This is a genomic window from Vibrio sp. 03_296, assembly GCF_002265885.1.
In genome coordinates, this window is sequence record NZ_NPKW01000131.1 from 37,521 (window position 1) to 54,604 (window position 17,084).

The 17,084-nt window shown below is 49.0% G+C and carries 14 protein-coding genes; 10 read left to right on the forward strand and 4 right to left on the reverse strand.

The window, feature by feature from the left end:
- Positions 1-13 precede the first annotated feature (13 nt).
- The 7 genes from CIK04_RS16655 (at position 14) to CIK04_RS16685 (ending at position 7,849) form a co-directional block, all read left to right on the forward strand.
- Entirely contained in the window at positions 14-1,003 is a 990-nt protein-coding gene (locus CIK04_RS16655; RefSeq protein WP_097352612.1) for a MoxR family ATPase, read from the forward strand.
- Positions 1,004-1,015: 12 nt separating this feature from the next.
- Positions 1,016-1,978, forward strand: coding sequence for a DUF58 domain-containing protein (locus tag CIK04_RS16660; RefSeq protein WP_017422940.1), 963 nt, complete (start codon positions 1,016-1,018; stop codon positions 1,976-1,978).
- Entirely contained in the window at positions 1,979-2,530 is a 552-nt protein-coding gene (locus CIK04_RS16665) for a DUF4381 domain-containing protein (RefSeq protein ID WP_097352613.1), read from the forward strand.
- Complete coding sequence (locus tag CIK04_RS16670) at positions 2,523-3,611, forward strand: VWA domain-containing protein (protein ID WP_097352614.1); 1,089 nt, start codon at positions 2,523-2,525, stop codon at positions 3,609-3,611. The genes CIK04_RS16665 and CIK04_RS16670 overlap by 8 nt, the downstream gene beginning before the upstream one ends.
- Positions 3,604-5,343 (forward strand): VWA domain-containing protein, encoded by a 1,740-nt coding sequence (locus tag CIK04_RS16675; protein ID WP_232708652.1) that lies wholly within the window; start codon positions 3,604-3,606, stop codon positions 5,341-5,343. The genes CIK04_RS16670 and CIK04_RS16675 overlap by 8 nt, the downstream gene beginning before the upstream one ends.
- Complete coding sequence (locus CIK04_RS16680) at positions 5,340-6,671, forward strand: BatD family protein (protein ID WP_097352616.1); 1,332 nt, start codon at positions 5,340-5,342, stop codon at positions 6,669-6,671. Before CIK04_RS16675 ends, CIK04_RS16680 begins: the two co-directional genes overlap by 4 nt.
- Positions 6,672-6,943: 272 nt before the next feature.
- Complete coding sequence (locus CIK04_RS16685) at positions 6,944-7,849, forward strand: LysR family transcriptional regulator (protein WP_128824633.1); 906 nt, start codon at positions 6,944-6,946, stop codon at positions 7,847-7,849.
- Between the two features lie 79 nt (positions 7,850-7,928).
- Here the strand turns inward: CIK04_RS16685 and CIK04_RS16690 are convergent, their stop codons facing one another.
- On the reverse strand, positions 7,929-9,629 hold the full coding sequence (locus CIK04_RS16690) for an alkaline phosphatase family protein (RefSeq protein WP_097352617.1): 1,701 nt from the start codon (positions 9,627-9,629) through the stop codon (positions 7,929-7,931).
- Between the two features lie 24 nt (positions 9,630-9,653).
- Entirely contained in the window at positions 9,654-10,439 is a 786-nt protein-coding gene (locus tag CIK04_RS16695; protein WP_097352618.1) for an SUMF1/EgtB/PvdO family nonheme iron enzyme, read from the reverse strand.
- A gap of 165 nt (positions 10,440-10,604) precedes the next feature.
- Here CIK04_RS16695 and CIK04_RS16700 point away from each other — a divergent pair, with 165 nt between their 5' ends.
- Both CIK04_RS16700 and CIK04_RS16705 read left to right on the forward strand, forming a co-directional pair.
- A complete protein-coding gene (locus CIK04_RS16700) occupies positions 10,605-11,927 on the forward strand; it encodes an anaerobic sulfatase maturase (RefSeq protein WP_097352619.1) in 1,323 nt (440 codons plus the stop codon).
- A gap of 20 nt (positions 11,928-11,947) precedes the next feature.
- Complete coding sequence (locus CIK04_RS16705; RefSeq protein WP_097352620.1) at positions 11,948-13,018, forward strand: tetratricopeptide repeat protein; 1,071 nt, start codon at positions 11,948-11,950, stop codon at positions 13,016-13,018.
- On the opposite strand, the gene CIK04_RS16710 is transcribed toward CIK04_RS16705, so the two are convergent.
- Complete coding sequence (locus CIK04_RS16710) at positions 13,015-14,643, reverse strand: VRR-NUC domain-containing protein (protein ID WP_097352621.1); 1,629 nt, start codon at positions 14,641-14,643, stop codon at positions 13,015-13,017. The two genes, CIK04_RS16705 and CIK04_RS16710, sit on opposite strands and share 4 nt — an antisense overlap.
- A 67-nt stretch (positions 14,644-14,710) precedes the next feature.
- Positions 14,711-15,943: an OFA family MFS transporter gene (locus tag CIK04_RS16715; protein WP_038940198.1), complete on the reverse strand. Its 1,233-nt coding sequence runs from the start codon at positions 15,941-15,943 to the stop codon at positions 14,711-14,713.
- A 575-nt stretch (positions 15,944-16,518) separates the two neighbouring features.
- Here CIK04_RS16715 and CIK04_RS16720 point away from each other — a divergent pair.
- Complete coding sequence (locus CIK04_RS16720) at positions 16,519-16,875, forward strand: hypothetical protein (protein WP_011081148.1); 357 nt, start codon at positions 16,519-16,521, stop codon at positions 16,873-16,875.
- Positions 16,876-17,084: the final 209 nt, after the last annotated feature.

Sequence of the window (17,084 nt, forward strand, 5' to 3'; positions counted from 1 at the left end):
CTGGAAAACGCCGATGAATCACGCACAGAAAGCCATCAATCTACTCATTCAACAAACGGAAAAAAGCGTCATTGGCCAAAGGCATGTGGTTGAGGCGTTGGTGATTGGATTACTGACTAATGGCCATGTGTTGCTTGAAGGATTGCCTGGCACCGCCAAAACGCGATCGGTGAAATCGCTGGCGAAGCGGCTTAACACCAGCTTTGGCCGCATTCAATTTACGCCAGATTTACTGCCGTCCGATGTGACGGGCACAGAAGTGTACCAAGAGCGTGAGGGTAAGCCGCAGCTCCATTTTCAAGCGGGGCCGATTTTCAACAGCATTGTACTGGCCGATGAAGTGAATCGAGCACCAGCGAAAGTCCAAGCGGCGCTGCTGGAGGCGATGGCGGAAGGCACGATAACGGTCGGTGACAAAACGCACCAGCTGCCTGAGCTCTTTATGGTGCTTGCCACGCAAAACCCCGTTGAGCAAGAAGGGACGTATCCTCTCCCAGAAGCGCAAATGGATCGTTTCATGATGAAAGTCACGGTGGACTACCCAGAAGATGAGGCTGAACGAGAGATTATTCGTTTAGTGCGCAGCGAAGAGATGGGGGAGAGAAAAGTCAGTGGTGATGGTGATCAAGCGCTTCAGCCTATTGACCCCGACACAGTGTTAGAAGCCCGTCGACAATTGCCAACTATCGCGGTGTCTGACTTGGTCGAAAACTACATCGTGGCACTTGTGATGGCGACGCGTAAACCAGATCGCTATGCCGAAACTGCCTTATCAAAATGGATTGAAGTGGGGGCGAGCCCTCGAGCGTCAATCGCGCTGGATAAGTGCGCGCGTGCTTACGCTTGGCTGCAAGGACGTGACCACGTCACACCTGATGATGTGCGTGCAATGGTGCCATGTGTGCTAGGGCATCGTTTTTCACTTTCCTATGATGCGATTGCCGATGGTGTTGACCATCAAGCTGTAGTGCAAGCGCTGCTTGATTGTGTCGAAATCGGATAGGGGGGAACCAGTATGGTCAAGCCAACGATCGCCCCTCAGCCGCAAGGACTCGACCCTAGAGTCTACTGTGATTACGCAAGGCTTGTCCGTTTGCAAGCACAAGCCGACGGCTTTAGCTTACTGCCGCATCTTAGGGCTGGCAGCGTGCTCTCTGGGCGACACCGTTCCTTGTTTCGGGGACGAGGTTTAAACTTTGAAGAGTTGCGCCATTATCAGCTTGGTGACGACATCCGTAACCTCGACTGGAAAGTCACATTGCGTACCGGAAAGCCCCACGTGCGTCGTTATACGGAAGAAAAAGATCGCAATGTGTTGGTGTGCGTTGATCAGCGTAGCGGAATGTTCTTTGCCTCGACCGAGATAATGAAATCGGTGGTGGCAGCGGAAATTGCCGCGATGTGCGCTTGGCGAGCATTGAAAGATGGTGATCGTGTTGGCTTCGTCATCGCGTCGCATCAAGAGTTGTACTACAGCAAAGTGAAGCGCTCACAAAATGATTTGTTGGCGCAGCTAAAGCGTTTAGCGCAAACAAATCAGAGCCTAAACGTTGCATCCAAGGATTCCACCTCAGTCTCATTTGGTCATTGGCTTGAATTGATCAAACGCGTCAAACCAAGGCATTCGACTCTCATTTTTATCAGTGACTGGCGTGACTGTGAAACGCATCATCTTGACCATTTAAAGCAACTCCAGCAGCACAACGACATTCTTGTTGTGATGGTGGGGGATCCACTTGAACAATCTCTTCCACCAGAGCTTGCTCGCATTAACTGGGTGATTGGTGATGGACGCTATCAACTGAGTATGGATAGCAAAGCGAAAATCAACACGGCCAGTATCAGCTTGGCGGAAAAGTCACAACAGCAGCGCCAGTCGCTCGCACAACTCATGGCGATGAAAAACTTGCCCCACATCGAATTGGACACCAAAGGCGAGCACATTGCGCACTTCCAAAAATGGGTAGGAGGGCGATAGATGACGATTCAACATACACCGCCAAGTACCTATATTCTGCGTGAACTGCACGATGTGGCAGTGCCCGAAAGTGTCAGTTGGTTGCCACAAACGGTGGGTTGGAAAGTGTTGGCCATCATTGGGGGGCTGGTGCTGCTCTACATTGGTTATCGATACCTCCGTTTTTGTTGGGATAATCGATATCGCGCCGAAGCTTTGCAGGCAATCGCACAGTTAGATCCAAAAGATCCTGCCATGGCGAGCGAACTGTTTTCGATAGTAAAACAGGTATTGATCTACCACGACAGCGGCTACGCACGTCTGTTTGGCTATGCATTTTTGGCTGTGTTGAATCAGCTTATACCAACACAACCCCTCTTTGACGATGAGTTGGCAATACAGTGGGTGCAAAGCACCGTGAACCCCAACGTACCTTTGAGTGAATCAGCACGAGCAACACTGAAAGCGCGTGCGGCACTTTGGGTCAAATCGCATCAAGAGAAGGCGTCCAGTGTTGAAAAACGGAGTGTATTGTCTCCATGGCAATGGTTAAAAGGGCTGCGTCATGGTTGATTATCTATCGTCAATGTTGAGTCTTATTCATCTCGAGTTTGACTCTCCGTTGTGGTTTCTGGCGCTACCGCTGCCATTGGTGGTTTATTACTTTGTGCCGGCATACCGCACCAAACAAACCGCCATTAAGGTGCCATTCTTTCATCAACTGGTGGAAGCCATGGGGGAAACGCCCTCAGAAGGAGCCAGTCAGTTAACACCCAGCAGTTGGCAACGTGCTACGTTAGTGTTGTCTTGGTTACTGGTGGTCAGTGCGCTTGCCAAACCAACCATTTTGGGCGCACCGCAAATACGCGAAAGTTCGGGTCGCGATGTCATGGTGGTGGTCGATCTTTCTGGCTCAATGGCTGAGCAGGATTTTACCAGTGCGTCGGGTGCAAAAATTTCTCGTCTTGATGCCACCAAAGAGGTACTGGCGGATTTTGCTAAAACCAGACAGGGGGATCGCCTTGGTCTGATTTTGTTTGGGGACGCGGCTTTTGTACAAACGCCGTTCACCGCGGATCAAAAAGTATGGTTAGCGCTGCTCAATCAAACCGATGTTGCAATGGCGGGGCAGAGTACGCATTTGGGCGATGCCATTGGTTTGGCCATCAAGGTCTTTGAGCAAAGTGAACAAAGCCAAGCCGCGTCTTCAAAACCACGACAAAAAGTGGCGATCGTGCTCACTGATGGCAATGACACTGGAAGCTTTGTTGAACCCATAGACGCGGCCAAGGTGGCCAAAGCAAAAGGGGTTAGAATTCATGTGATTGCGATGGGCGATCCCAGCACGGTTGGGGAAACTGCACTCGACATGCAAACGATCGAACGCATTGCCAGTGAATCTGGCGGCAAAGCATTTCAAGCTTTGAACCGCGATGAGTTGGCCAGCGCATACGATGATATCGGTAAGCTCGAGCCTCAGTTGTACCAAAGCGTGACCTACCGCCCTAAGCAGAGTTTGCATCATGGATTAATGGGTACCGTGGTGAGCCTCTATCTTGTTGCGTTTAGTGTGGTGACGTTGAAGCGACGGATACGCAACACAAAGGTCAAAGCAACAACAGTGGAAAATGAACAGAGGAAACACCATGCTTGATACGTCTTCATTCGGCATGACAGTGACGCCGTTTTTCTCTCAGTTTCACTTCCTGCGACCGGAATGGTTATTGGCGTTTGTGCCGATGTTACTACTGTTATGGATGAGGTGGCGGGAGGAGAGTGCCGCGAGTTGGAAAGCCATTTTGCCAACGCATTTACGCCAAGTGTTAACGATAGGTGAGTACGGCTGGCGCAAGCAGCTGCCGCTCAAGTTATTGGTGGTCAATGTCACTTTAGCAATTATTATTTGCGCAGGCCCGACTTGGCAGCGGCAAGCCTCACCATTTGGTGAAGACAAAGCGACTATGTTGGTGATATTGGATAACAGCAACTCGATGCTACAAAATGATCTTCCTCCCAGTCGCTTAGCTCGCTCAAAACAGAAAATTCGTGATTTGTTAGTTGCAAGAAAAGGAGGCAGCACGGGGTTAGTGGTCTTTGCTGGCTCTGCACACGTCGCGATGCCTGTAACGCAAGACAGTAAAGTCTTTGACCCGTTTCTAGCGGCAATCACACCCGGGATTATGCCCATAGAAGGTAAGCTTGCGGAAAAAGCATTGCCTCTGATTGATCAACAACTGCAAGGGCAGGCTGGCTCAAGCGTATTGTTAGTGAGTGATGGGGTGAATCCGGCCACCATCGACGCGTACGAAGCGTATTTTGCAGAAAAACCGTATCAATTACTGATCTTGGCGGCGGGCAATTCAAATGTTGTTTCCGACACTCCAGTGGATTTAGGTTCATTGAACAAATTGGCCAACGCAACGGGGGGGCGTTTAGTGCAAACCAGTGTCGATAATCGTGATATCGAAACCCTCAACCGATACGTTGAACGGAATATGCAGCTAAATGGTGACTCGTCGATGCCGTGGCAAGATATGGGCTATCCGCTGTTGTTACCCATCGCCATCATTATGATGCTCTGGTTTCGCAAAGGCTGGTTAGTGCAATGGTGCTTGGTGGTCACGGTCTCTACGTCGCTGATCGCAACGCCCAATGCCATGGCAGAAACCGTTTCGCTGAGTGCGGAAAGAACTGCTCAGCCAAAAATGATGACGGTATGGGAGAAGACGGAGCAGTGGTGGTGGGATCTCTGGCTGACTCCTGACCAGCAAGGTCAACGATGGTGGAACCAAGGGCAATACTTGCAAGCCGCCAAACATTTCAACGACCCATTACGCAAAGGCACGGCCTATTACTACGCCGGAGAATACGCCTTAGCACACAGCGCATTTTTAACCATGCAAAACGATCCGTCAGATGAAGCCAAAGACCTCGGGCTTTACAACGCAGCAACCGCTCTGGCTCGCCAACGAGAATATTTGGCCGCGCGTAATTTGTTACGATCCCTTGCCGATAAAGAAACCTTGAGCAGCAAGTTAAGAGCCGACGTGGAACACAATCTTCGGGTCATTGGTGGTATTGTTGAAGAAATCAATCGCACCAGTGCAAGCCAAGCTGGCTCAACGGATGGCCCAGAAGAGTCAATCGAGTTGGGGGATAATCCTCAAACTGCTGAAGGTGTAGACGAACAAACCGTTGCCAAAATGATGCTTAAAGAAACGTTAAATGCAAACGAGATCTTGGGAAGTGACGCGTTAGCAGATAAATGGTTAAAACGTGTGGAGGCTGATCCCAAGTACTTTCTAGCGGCTAAGTTCCAAATTCAATTGCATCAAAGGGCGAAAACAAGTGACACAACGCTCGGGCAACAGGAGCACAAGCAATGATGATGTACGCCAAATTTGCGACTCCGTTTCCACATAAGTGGCTAATGGCGATGTTTCTCACCCTCTCTAACCTAGTGTTGAGTACGACAGCGTACGCGCAGGATATCGAGGATTTGCAACGCAGCAACAATGTTGAGCTGTTGGCTTGGGTTGGCCCGCCGCCAAAGGCGCAAGAGACGAAAACGCTTCCCGTGTTCAGCGTGAATGAGCAGGTGATTTTGACTATTGAAGTCGCGACACCACGCTGGTTCACCGCGGGCACTCGCATTGGGAACGTTGAAATCCCCAACGTCATCGCCAAGCAACGTAATCCGTTGGCAACCAACTATACCGAGCGTAAGGACGGCCATACGTGGTCGCGTCAGCGCTGGGAAATTACCCTTTATCCGCAGTTGTCGGGGCGCTTTGTCGTTCCCCCCATTGCGGTGAGCGTGCAAGTCTCTGCGTCCAATGGTGAAAACGTCTCGGGTACGCTCTACACTACGCCGATTTCGTTTGACGCTTCCATACCTTCGGGATTGATACAGCAACACTCTGTTTGGTTTAGTGCCAGTGACGTTGAGGTAGAGCAGCAATGGCAAACCTCCTCGGAGCCGTTGAAAGTCGGGGATGCCATAACCAGAACCATCACCATTCGCGCCAAAGATAGCCTTTCTGTGTTGCTCCCCAAACTTCTCAGCGACGAATCCACGTCTCGCTATCAAGCGTATCCTCAACCTAATCGTCTGGAGGATACCCAAATAAGGGGTGACTATCGTTCGAGTCGCACAGAAGAAACCGTGTATGTGATTCAACAAGGTGGGGATTTGAGCTTACCTGAGCGCCAATTTCAGTGGTGGAACAGTGATAGCCGGACGCTGGAGACGGTGGTGATTGAAGGCAACACTTTTCATGCGAAACATACGTTTCAGTCGTTTATCCGTGCCTACTCGAAGTGGCTTGTCGCGGGAGGGCTATTCCTGCTCACGTTGATGGCGGTGATCGTTATGGTGAAACGCCATTATCGTTCGCGACCATTACCGACGTGGTTGGTGTTTCGCCGTCTGCTTAAAGCCAAGCGTTGGCCAGCGGTTCGGGTGCTCTTGTACAAGCAGTTACGAGTCAATGATGGCGAATTGCAGATCGCTAAAGCTCATGATTCAAAACCTTGGCAACAGAGCACGGCGCTGTTTCATCAAGGTGTAGAAGACGTTTCTCTGATGAAGCAGCTTTGGCAAGGCGTACAAGCAAAGTCACGACGTTACTGGCGCATTTCTTTACCCAAGGCATTGCCTAAGTTGCACCGTGACCAGCAGGCGAAAAATAACCAGGCGAAAAAGGAAGGGTAGAAATCATAGTAACAGAATTGGAATCGTCGCTCTGCGTTAGCGCTTTTAACCACCGCTTTCCACTATGACTTTTAACCAGTGCTTTCATCCAACTTTTCAACAGCACAACCGCCGTATTGAGTGGACCCCAGCGGAGATGGGCTCAGTTTGGGTCAATGACGGGTTAAATCTCGCTAAAATGCGTTCTGTCACTAACTTTTACAGCACGCTCATCGTGCCATGGCGTTGGGTTGGGTAAAATTGGGCCATTCGTTTGTGTTCCCGGTTTTGCCATGAAAAATACCGATTTGAATCTCATCCCCATTTTTGTTGCGATTTTTGAAGAGCAGAATCTCTCGAAAGCCGCGGCTCGTTTGGATATTAGCCAGCCTGCCGTGAGCAAAGCGCTGGCACGTTTACGTGATATTTACGATGAGCCGTTGTTTCACCGCAGCCCGTCAGGCGTAGAGCCCACCAGTTTCGCTGTGGACATTTATCCCGCAATGCTGACAGCATTTAAAAACTTCACCTCGACCTTATCCGCATCCAGTGAATTTGAAGCCAAAGTGTCAAATCGGATTTTCTCGATTGCTTGTGTGTCGGTCACCAGTTATGAGTTGATGCCACAGCTTTTGAAGCAAATTCGTCAGCACGCGCCAAATATCTCCTTGGAAGTGCACCCCCTGTTTACGGAAGATTACGAAAGTGACTTGCGGTTGCAGCGTTATGATTTGATCATCGACATGGCGCCAAGAGGGTGGACGACCTTAAAAGTGGAACCTATTTTTTCCGAACGATTAATGGTGGTCTGCTGCGCGGATCATCCACGTATTGCTGACGCGTGTTCCGTTGCGCAGTTTTTGGCAGAAGAGCATGTGGTGGTTTCACGCTGGCACGCGCGCAAAAGCTTAATGAGTGAAGAAGATATTGCCGATTTAGCGCAACGGAAAATTGTCTATCGTGCGTCCGGGGCATTGGAAATGTTACCGGTTATCCATGGCAGTGAGTACATTGGCATGCTGCCAGAGTCGACCATCAATGCCTTTGCAGGAACCTACAACATCAAAGCGGTGTCTTTGCCTTTTGAGCACGATATTTACGATTTATGCGCGATTTGGCATCCAAGCCGCAGCAGCGAAAGTGCGCATCAATGGTTGCGAAATCAACTCAAAGCAGCTGTTAAGGTGTTGAAACGATAACAAATAAAAAAACGGCAGTGATGACACCATCCCTGCCGTTTTTGTGCCTGTTGGCATGGCGTGCTTAAGGCGTTGCCACCTATCTCACCACCTCTTTCACTACCTCACTAAGCACCTGACCAGTCGCCCCACTGGGCTGGGTAATACCAAGCTTATTGGATAAGGTTGGTGCAACGTCATACGGAGTGATCGCTCGAGAAACGCGCTGCGCTTTCACATCATAGCCAGCAAAAATTACCGGCACATGCGTGTCATAACGCCATGGAGAACCGTGCGTCGAAGCGATGGTTAAACCATCCATATCATTGATGTAGCTGCGAGCGCCAAACACCAAATAGATATCGCCCGAGCGTTGTGGGTGATAGTTGTTTTTGATCAACTGTGTAATGCGGCTATCCACGACTCGGTTGTTTTCGATGTCGCTGCTGGTGATGGCGTACGCAACGCCTTCCACCTTTGAAACCTCTTCGGCGATCATTGCTTGCACATCGGCTAAACTCGCCTTGCTCTTGGCAATCACGTCATGGTTAAGGTAGATGTAAGGCTGTGCGTAGAGGCGAATGGCGCCTTTATTTAAGCCAAATTCTTGCTTTAAACGCTGTTCTATTTGGGTTGAGAACAGCGTCTTTTGGTCGAAATACTGCGCTTGGCGTAAGCCAATTTGACGAGCATTTGGTGATGCTTCGGGCACGCCATGGTCAGCGGAGAGTACAATCAGCGTATTGTTTAATCCTACCTGCTTATCCACGGCGTCAAACAGCTTCGCCAAGGTGCGGTCAAGCCGGAGCAAGTTATCTTCGGTTTCCAAACTGTTTGGACCGTACATGTGAATCACATAATCGTTTGACGAAAAACTCACCGCAAGATAGTCGGTGGCGTCGCCCTTACCTAATTGCTCTTTCTCCAACACTCGTTGCGCGAAGTTGGCCGTGATCTCGTCACCCGCTGGGCTCAAAGTCAGCATGGTGGAAAAATACTTAAAGCTGGCAGGGCCATAAGGGTGGGGGAAAGTACGGGCAAAACCAGCGAGGTCCACCTTATGTTCTTGGCTGATTTCTTGGAGAGTGTAGCGATCTTGCGGCAGAGTGAGTGACCATTTTTGACCTGAGTATTGTGCGGGAATTTTCTCGGCGTTCCACTGCGTCACCCATTGTGGCGTCTGGTCATAATAATAGCTGCTGGTGACAAACTCTGAGGTCGCTTTGGAAAACCAAAACGCTTTGCCAGAATGACCGGCCAATGAAATTGCGCCTCGGTCTTTGACGGAGACCGAAAACACCTTGGCTTTGCCGTTGGAAGAGAGCGCCAGTTCATCACTGAACGTTGTCGTCAAAATGGGTTGTGGTGAGCGGCCATCTTTCAGCGCGGTTTTTTGAGTCGGGTCGATTTCGGTCGCTTTGTTGACACCAGCATGGCTATTGAGCATGGTGTAGTTTTCGTCTTCGACATTGTAAACAAGGCGCTCTTTCTGCCTGTCGTACCACACATTGCCGACCATACCGTGAACTGACGGCGGCGCGCCAGTTGCCAGCGACACATGGCCGACGATGGTTTCTGTATTGCCGTGCTGATAGTGTGCATTGGTGTAATAAACCCCCTCATCCATCAAATAGCGAAAGCCTTTTTCTGCGAAGTTGTGCTTGTATCGGTCGAGTAAATCACCACGCAGTCCATCAACGGTAATTTGCAATACTAAGGCTGGCTTTTCGCTTGCTGCCGCGATTGCATTGGGGGTGAAAGCGCAAAGTAGCGATGCGCCAGTGAGCCAAACTGCTTTCATTGTCGTCCTCTTTGATGTTGTCGATCAATCAATGTCTTTTGCCAGTCGCAAGCCCATGTCGGCCATGCGTATCGATTGACTGGCGAAATCACGTCGGAAGTTTTCCGATTCGTCTGCAGCGTAAGAAAAGCTGCCGCCGCGAACGGATTTATGCGCCAATCCCGCCGTTTCATCTTTGGCATTACTTGGGTTTTGGCTTGGGGCGTATTTGTAGTAACCCGCGTCAAAGGCATCGATGACAAATTCACCCACGTTGCCAGTCATGTCATAGAGTCCGAGCTCATTGGGTTGCTTTAATCCCACCGGATGCGCTTGGTTATTGGCATTGCTTACATACCAAGCAACCTCATCAATGTTGTTTGAGCCTGCGTACGTAAACCCTTGGTTATGCACGCCACCGCGAGCGGCAAACTCCCATTCTGCTTCTGTCGGTAAGCGGTAGTGCTCGCCTGTCAGGGTGTTCAAGCGTTCAATGAAGTAGTTCGCTTGCTGCCAACTTAAGTTGTTGACGGGAACGTTTGGATTCGGGAAATAGCTGAGCGAGGAGCCCATCACCGACTCAAACAGCGCTTGAGTGACTTCGAATTTGGCAAGGTAAAAACTATCCACAGTCACTTGGTGTGCAGGGGTTTCAGAGTTCTTTGCTCTGGGATGATCAGAACCCATCTCAAAAGTGCCGCCTTCGACCAATACCATCTCTTGGTTAATGGCCATGGCGATGGGATGGGGCGTTGAGCTACAGCCGTTCGCAAGCAAAGCAACCGTAAGAGGAAAGAGGGGAAAAAGCCAGTGACGAGGCGATAAAGTCATCCGAAATGCTCCTTAAGTCAGCGAGCTTTCAGCTTACGCATTGTTGCCATGAAAAAAGGTTATAACGGGTATAACAAGCCCTTGTTCGGAAAGCCTTTTAAGATGCATTTATCGAGATTTTCTTCAAACAAGACTTGGCGCTCGGCGCGAAGAAATAGGTGAATTATGCAGATTACTCAGGGCCCACAGTTTAATGGTAAAGCATCAAAGCGTTTACACGTGATGGCAAAACCGATTGGTGCTGTTTGCAACATCGACTGTACGTACTGCTATTACCTCAGTAAACAGGACTTACTTGAGTATAAGAAGGGCTGTACGCCCGTGATGGATGAGGTAACGCTCGAAACCTATATTCGTCAGTACATTGAAGGGCAAAATACGCCTGAAATCATCTTCTCATGGCAAGGGGGAGAGCCGACGATGCTTGGCTTGGATTACTTCCGAAAAATCGTTGAATTCCAAGCCAAATACCAGCCAGAAGGGGTAACCATCGCCAACGATCTGCAAACCAATGGCACCTTACTGAATGACGACTGGTGTGCATTTCTTAAAGCGCACAATTTCTTGGTGGGGCTGAGTATTGACGGCCCTGAAATGATGCATAACGCCTACCGCACCAACCGTGCGGGACGAGGCACATTTAAGCAAGTGATGAACGCGGTGGCGCTGCTGCACAAACATCAAGTGCCGTTCGCCACATTAACTTGTGTGAACAATTTGACCAGCCGTAACCCGTTAGAAGTGTATCGTTTTTTGCGAGATGAGGTACGCTCGCCGCAAATGCAATTTATCCCAATTGTCGAGCAGAAAAGCTTTCGTACAACCGCCCCGCAAACATGGCAACCGCAAGCTCAGCTCAAGCAAGGAGATAAGCGCCTCATTCCCGGCCACAAAGATTCGGTAATGGAGCCATGGTGTGTCGCAGACGAGGCTTGGGGCAATTTCCTCATTGCCATCTTCGATGAGTGGCTTCAACACGATATCGGGAAGGTTTTTGTGCAGTATTTTGAAGCCAGTGTCGAAACGTGGATGGGGCGAAAGAACCCATTGTGCACGCTAGGGGAAATTTGCGGCAAAGGCTTGGCCATGGAGCCGAATGGCGATGTGTTTGCGTGCGACCATTATGTTTATCCCGAATATAAAATGGGCAACATTCATCAGCAGTCACTAGAGCACTTGGCCTATGGCGATGAGCAACAAAAATTTGGTTACGGCAAGGTGCGTTCGTTAACCAGCCAATGCCAACAATGTGAGTATCAATTTGCTTGCTTTGGTGAGTGTCCGAAAAACCGTTTTATCCGCACAAAACAGGGTGAACCAGGGCTTAACTATCTTTGTGCGGGTTGGAAAAAGTTTTTCGCTCACGCAGACAAAGCTCTGGCGTATGTTTTACGCGCAACGGGCCATCCGGTGGTTCATGGTCAATACAGTGATCAAGCGATACGCCAGTTGGCAAGCCGAACACCGCGTTTTGAGACGAAGTTTTAAGATCCAGCGTTGAGGTAAAAATGATGACACGTTCCCACACTCTTTTACTTGCGGCCTTGGGCCTCTCTGCGCAAGTCAGCGCGCATGATGTCTCTTTTATTCAGTCGCCTAGTGCAGGTGAAAGTGCAGGCAAAAGTGCAACTCATGAGCTCACTCACGCTACTTCTCCTCAGGAAGTGGTGTCGAAACTCTCCTACCAAGCGCAAGACAAAAGCTTGCCGACCGAGCTACGAGTCGGCGCGCTAAGAAATTTGGCCAATTACCCAAGCCAAAACGCGCTGGTAGCGGTCAGTCGCAACCTGCAAGACAGTGACCCTGCATTGCGTGAAGCGGCCATTGTTGGTGCTGGCCCATACAATATTGCCCACCGTTGGCGAATGGTTTCTCCATTGCTCACCGACGACACCGCAATGGTGAGATTGGCAGCCACGGCGAATTTGCTGCGTGACTATGGCAATCTCAGTGAGAGCCAACAGCAAACGTTAAATGCGCCGACAACGGAGCTTATTCGCTATTTAGAGCAGAAAAAAGACACCGATTCTCAATTGCTGCTGGCAGACGTTTATCGCTGGTATAAGCAGTGGGACAAAGCGCAGCCGCTCTACCAGCAACTGACGGAGCAAACGCCAGATAATCCGCAAGTTTGGCTCAGCTTGGTAGATAACTATCGCGTGCAGAAAAACGAAGATGAGGCGATAGGAACGCTGGATGAAGCTATTCAGCGACATCCAAGCAATGCGGCGTTGCATTATTCCAAAGCGCTGACGTTGGTTCGTTTGGATGACAAAAATGCGGCAGCACAAGAGATGGAATTGGCTGCCAACATGGCTGAAAACAACAGCTATTACTGGTATCTCAATGGTGTGTTGCAAGAGCCGTTTGATGTGCAGAAATCGGTAGGTGCTTTTGAACAAGCCTACTTAATTTCAGGAGCACCAGAGCAACTCTACGCGGTATGCGACATCTACGCACGGTACGACAATCCCAAGACAGAGCTCTGTTTGACAGAGCTGCAAAAAGTCGCACCAGAGTATGTCATCGATCAGATCAAACAGAAAAAAGACGAACGAAAATTATCGGCGCGCGGTTAGTCTGCCTCGCCAGCTTGATGCTCTACGTAACACACAGCGAAAGGAATCGCTAATTGCTTGAAATGGTGTATCCAACGCCACTGATTATCTTGCAGTTTGTCACCGGGCCCTTTGACTTCAATCCATTGATACTCACCATCTTTGAAAGCGATCAAATCGGGCATGCCATTGCGGTAGAGTTTTAAATCACTGAGCTGGATTTTAAATAACGCCACCAAGCTTTCACGCGGTATGCTCTCTAAGGCATGCAAAAGTAGACTTTCTGACAGTGCTGACCACTGCACCAATGGGTTCGCAATTCCCTGTTTTTCGCGAAAACGCTGCAAAATAAATTCATTATCACCGGTTAGAAATTGAGTAAACGCCTGATCGATTTCGGCGGCGCGCTTGTGCGTAAAATCGTCATGATACAAATCAAGAGGGCGATGCTGGTAGGCATTGATGAATGCGCCTTCGACGGGGGCAAAAAAGGCAGGCCAGAAAGTGAGCCCGAGCAAACCGTTGAGCAGGGCATTTTCGCTGTAGAATACGTGCCAACCTAAACGCTCAAAATGCGCCAACGCTGCGATTTCGACGCGTTGTTGTGACAGATCGAGCGAGATGCGGTATTCGCTGCATTGAGGTTTACTGACTCGCGGCAGCTTTTCGCCCAACTTGCGTTTTAGCCTCTGTTCTAGCTTCTGGGCTACTTCAAATTCAGAGACGTCAATTGGCTGGGCGAGCATTTCGGTGACAATGTCACTAAATGGCTGGTTTTGTTCAAGTTTATCGTAGATACGAGCACGGCGTTCTCGGCTGGGCGCCAGCGTAGTTTGTTCAAACAGTGTGAGTGCCGTGGTGAACTCGCCAAGGCGTTCAAAGTCTCGGGCAATGTCATTGAGCAGATGCTCGCGTTTACGGTCGACATAGGGATGTGCCACTGGGCCAGGCAGTGCTGCCAGCAACTGCTCCAGATTCTCCTTCTGTTTTCGATCACAAAGCCAGTAACGGTTGGAAAGCTCACTAAGGTCGATTAAGCGATCAATCTGCTCTCGGCTATCGAAGAATCGCCGCTCTTTACTTAACTGGTAAGCTTCGAATTGATGCAGACCGAGATCATCCAAAACGAACTGGCTAAGATCTTGATGAGTGTTTGCAAAAAACAGCGTCAGTAGTAGGTCGATCATGTGAGCGGAGTTGAGCTTGATGACGGTGAAGGTTAGTTCATCAAACTGAGTGAAGGCATCGTCGCTTAGACAACTGACTAGTGCCTCTTTCTTTTGCGTTTTGGTGAGATGAGGGTAGAGCGAAAGCAGCTCTGGTTTTGTGAGTAAGTAGAGAGCGAGCTCTTGGTGAGAGATGACAGGAGAGAGTTCGACAAACTTGCCTTGGCTGAGAATGTCTAGTGCGTGATCAATTTGTGGAATTTCAGCGTAATGCAGTTTATCACTACGAAACCAACAGCCTTTGCGACTGTACAAACGTACCAGAAGGCATTGCGCACGCTTATCAAGCGCAGTAAACGCCAAAAGCCATTGCTGTTCGTCTGTTGTTAGCAAGTCCTGATACCACTGCAGCGCGTGGCGCGTAAGCTTAAAAAAGTTCTCGAGATAGTAATCCGGGGCGAGTTCTACGCTGTTTTCCATAAACGACCGACATTAAAAAAGGCTTAACCCGTAGGTTAAGCCTTTTCATGTTCAAATCAACGCGTAATTACGCCTTTTTCAGCTCTGCGACTTTCGCTTCTGAAAGTGGTTTCGTCACAAGAGCAAGCACAATACAAACGCCCATCATCACGGCTGAGATGGTGTAAGCCAAGGTGTAGCCTGTGCCGTTCGTCATAGAGAAACCAACCACTGCTGCGCCAATTGCGCCACCAATACCCCATGCTGTGTAAAGTACGCCATAGTTAGTACCGTAGTTTTTCAGACCGTAGAATTCTGCGGTTAGAGTAGGGAAGACCGCAAGAAGCGTACCGTAACCAACTGCTGCGATAGCCGTACCAATGATCAGAGTGAACTCAGATTGGAACGTTGCGAACAGAACCATGTTGATGCCCTGTAGAACGAACGCGAGAAGAAGCGTACGTACGCCGCCGATCTTGTCTGCAAGCATACCCGCTGCAACACGGCCGCCTGAGTTAAATACCGCAAGAATAGACGCTAGGTAAACCGCATTAGGCAGGTTTGCTTGAACGCTTGCGATGGTGGTGATGTTACCAATGATCATCAGGCCAACAGAGGCTGCAAATGCGTACATGATCCATAGTGCGTAGAACTGTGGCGTTTTAAGCATCGCTTTCCACGTCAGGTCGTCAGATTTCTTCACCGCTTTAGGTGCTTGGCCTTCTTTTACTTTAGGCTCTGCTGGGGTGTAGTCTGCTGGTGGGTTATTGATGGTTGCCGCTAGAGGTACCGCAATCGCAAGAACACCCACACCAAGAATCATAAAGCTGGTTTGAATACCCATGCTCGTGATCAGAGCTGAAGTCAGTGGCGCTAGGTAGATCGCGGCAAGGCCAAAACCTGCTGCGATGATGCCGTTAACCATACCTTTCTTCGATGCGTGGAACCATTTCATCGCCGATGGAGATAGACAAGCATAACCAAAACCAATACCCGCACCGGTGATCACACCAAACGTGATGTTGAGCATCAGTGGAGAGTCAACAAAACCAGATGCAATCATACCTAGACCGGTAAGAACAGTACCTAGGATAAGGATCATTCGTGGACCCATGCGGTCTTGAAGAATACCAGCAACAAGAAGACAAATAGAGAACGTGATCGTTGCGGTTGCATAAGGGGCAGACGCTTCTGCAGCACTCCAGCCTGACTCAGTCACTAGTGCTTTGTTGAATACACTCCAAGCATACAGGATGCCAAGACAAAGGTTGATACAGAATCCTGCAAGCAGGATGCGCATAGCTTTATCAATCTTGCTCATTTTTGTTCTCAGTGTTGCTTCTGGTAATACCAAAAGGGGGCGAATAAAAGGGTGGTTAAACTCAAAATTAGTTTGCGCTTTTCAACAGATAACGCAATGAGCGCGGATTATAACCAATCCTTTTGTGATTGGAATCTCTTTTTAAGGCCAGATCTGAAAATATTTTGATACGTTAAAAAAGTGTTGTTACAGAGTTTTCCGAGTTAACGATTTTTTGTGAAAATCTTGTGATCTTTGCGTATTGGGCGCTTATCTGACGGGGCTTGGATATGTAGAAAAGAACCGATATGGTACTGAGTTCACATTGCTAAAAAAAAGACAAAATATTTTCTGCTGTTAAATGAATGTAACAATCCTTTTCGAAATTTACACTTTTCTCTCGAAATGCCGTGGACAAAGGATTCTTAAAAATCATCGTGTTAACCATATGTAAAATCAGTCGACTTGATTAATGTTTGTACACATTTTGTACAGGTTTGGCCTCTTGATCTCTGAAACTAGTTTGGCAAAATATAGCGGAAACTGAGATTGCAATATTGAAAGGATGCTTTTTAGGCTTTTATAGCGAGGTGTATATGAAGATTTTCCTTATTCTACTGATATCTGTTACGGCGGGTTATGCCTCTGCTGACCACATCCACTCTTTCTTGTTTGGTCTCTATATTTCATCTCTGGCGGTAGGCAGCTGTTACTGGTTTGCATTCCGCAGTTCGCGTTTCCCTCAACTGGCGGTTTTCCTGTTGCTTTGTGGCATGCTGTCTAAGTTAGCAGTGACGGTTATCGGCGTATTTTGGGGATTATCGCAAGATTTGATTGGCTCGCCATTCATCTTCTCGCTTTCGTACTTGTTCTTCTCAATTGTGGTGACGTACCTTTGGTTCAGTTACCGCCAGAAAAAAACCAAAGCGCCAGGGCAACGTCTTCCAGCCTAATTGAACGAATTTAAAAAAACGCCAGCAATCTTGCTGGCGTTTTTTTAGGTTTCCATTTCAGCGTCATGTCATTTTTTGCCCAAGTTACTTGTCGTTTTAGCTAAGCAGTGGCGAGTTCATAGACTTTTGAACTCTTTAAAAAGGAACAGCAGCAGAATTAATGAGAGAATTCTATCATTTTCGAATGATCGGAGTATAGTGCACATGGT

Bases quoted from the DNA above. Each gene is read 5' to 3' on its own strand.
- CIK04_RS16690 (WP_097352617.1), bottom strand. From the start codon at position 9,629: ATGAAAGCAGTTTGGCTCACTGGCGCATCGCTACTTTGCGCTTTCACC.
- CIK04_RS16700 (WP_097352619.1), top strand. From the start codon at position 10,605: ATGCAGATTACTCAGGGCCCACAGTTTAATGGTAAAGCATCAAAGCGT.
- CIK04_RS16670 (WP_097352614.1), top strand. From the start codon at position 2,523: ATGGTTGATTATCTATCGTCAATGTTGAGTCTTATTCATCTCGAGTTT.
- CIK04_RS16655 (WP_097352612.1), top strand. From the start codon at position 14: ATGAATCACGCACAGAAAGCCATCAATCTACTCATTCAACAAACGGAA.
- CIK04_RS16705 (WP_097352620.1), top strand. From the start codon at position 11,948: ATGATGACACGTTCCCACACTCTTTTACTTGCGGCCTTGGGCCTCTCT.
- CIK04_RS16660 (WP_017422940.1), top strand. From the start codon at position 1,016: ATGGTCAAGCCAACGATCGCCCCTCAGCCGCAAGGACTCGACCCTAGA.
- CIK04_RS16710 (WP_097352621.1), bottom strand. From the start codon at position 14,643: ATGGAAAACAGCGTAGAACTCGCCCCGGATTACTATCTCGAGAACTTT.
- CIK04_RS16665 (WP_097352613.1), top strand. From the start codon at position 1,979: ATGACGATTCAACATACACCGCCAAGTACCTATATTCTGCGTGAACTG.
- CIK04_RS16680 (WP_097352616.1), top strand. From the start codon at position 5,340: ATGATGATGTACGCCAAATTTGCGACTCCGTTTCCACATAAGTGGCTA.
- CIK04_RS16715 (WP_038940198.1), bottom strand. From the start codon at position 15,943: ATGAGCAAGATTGATAAAGCTATGCGCATCCTGCTTGCAGGATTCTGT.
- CIK04_RS16685 (WP_128824633.1), top strand. From the start codon at position 6,944: ATGAAAAATACCGATTTGAATCTCATCCCCATTTTTGTTGCGATTTTT.
- CIK04_RS16720 (WP_011081148.1), top strand. From the start codon at position 16,519: ATGAAGATTTTCCTTATTCTACTGATATCTGTTACGGCGGGTTATGCC.
- CIK04_RS16695 (WP_097352618.1), bottom strand. From the start codon at position 10,439: ATGACTTTATCGCCTCGTCACTGGCTTTTTCCCCTCTTTCCTCTTACG.
- CIK04_RS16675 (WP_232708652.1), top strand. From the start codon at position 3,604: ATGCTTGATACGTCTTCATTCGGCATGACAGTGACGCCGTTTTTCTCT.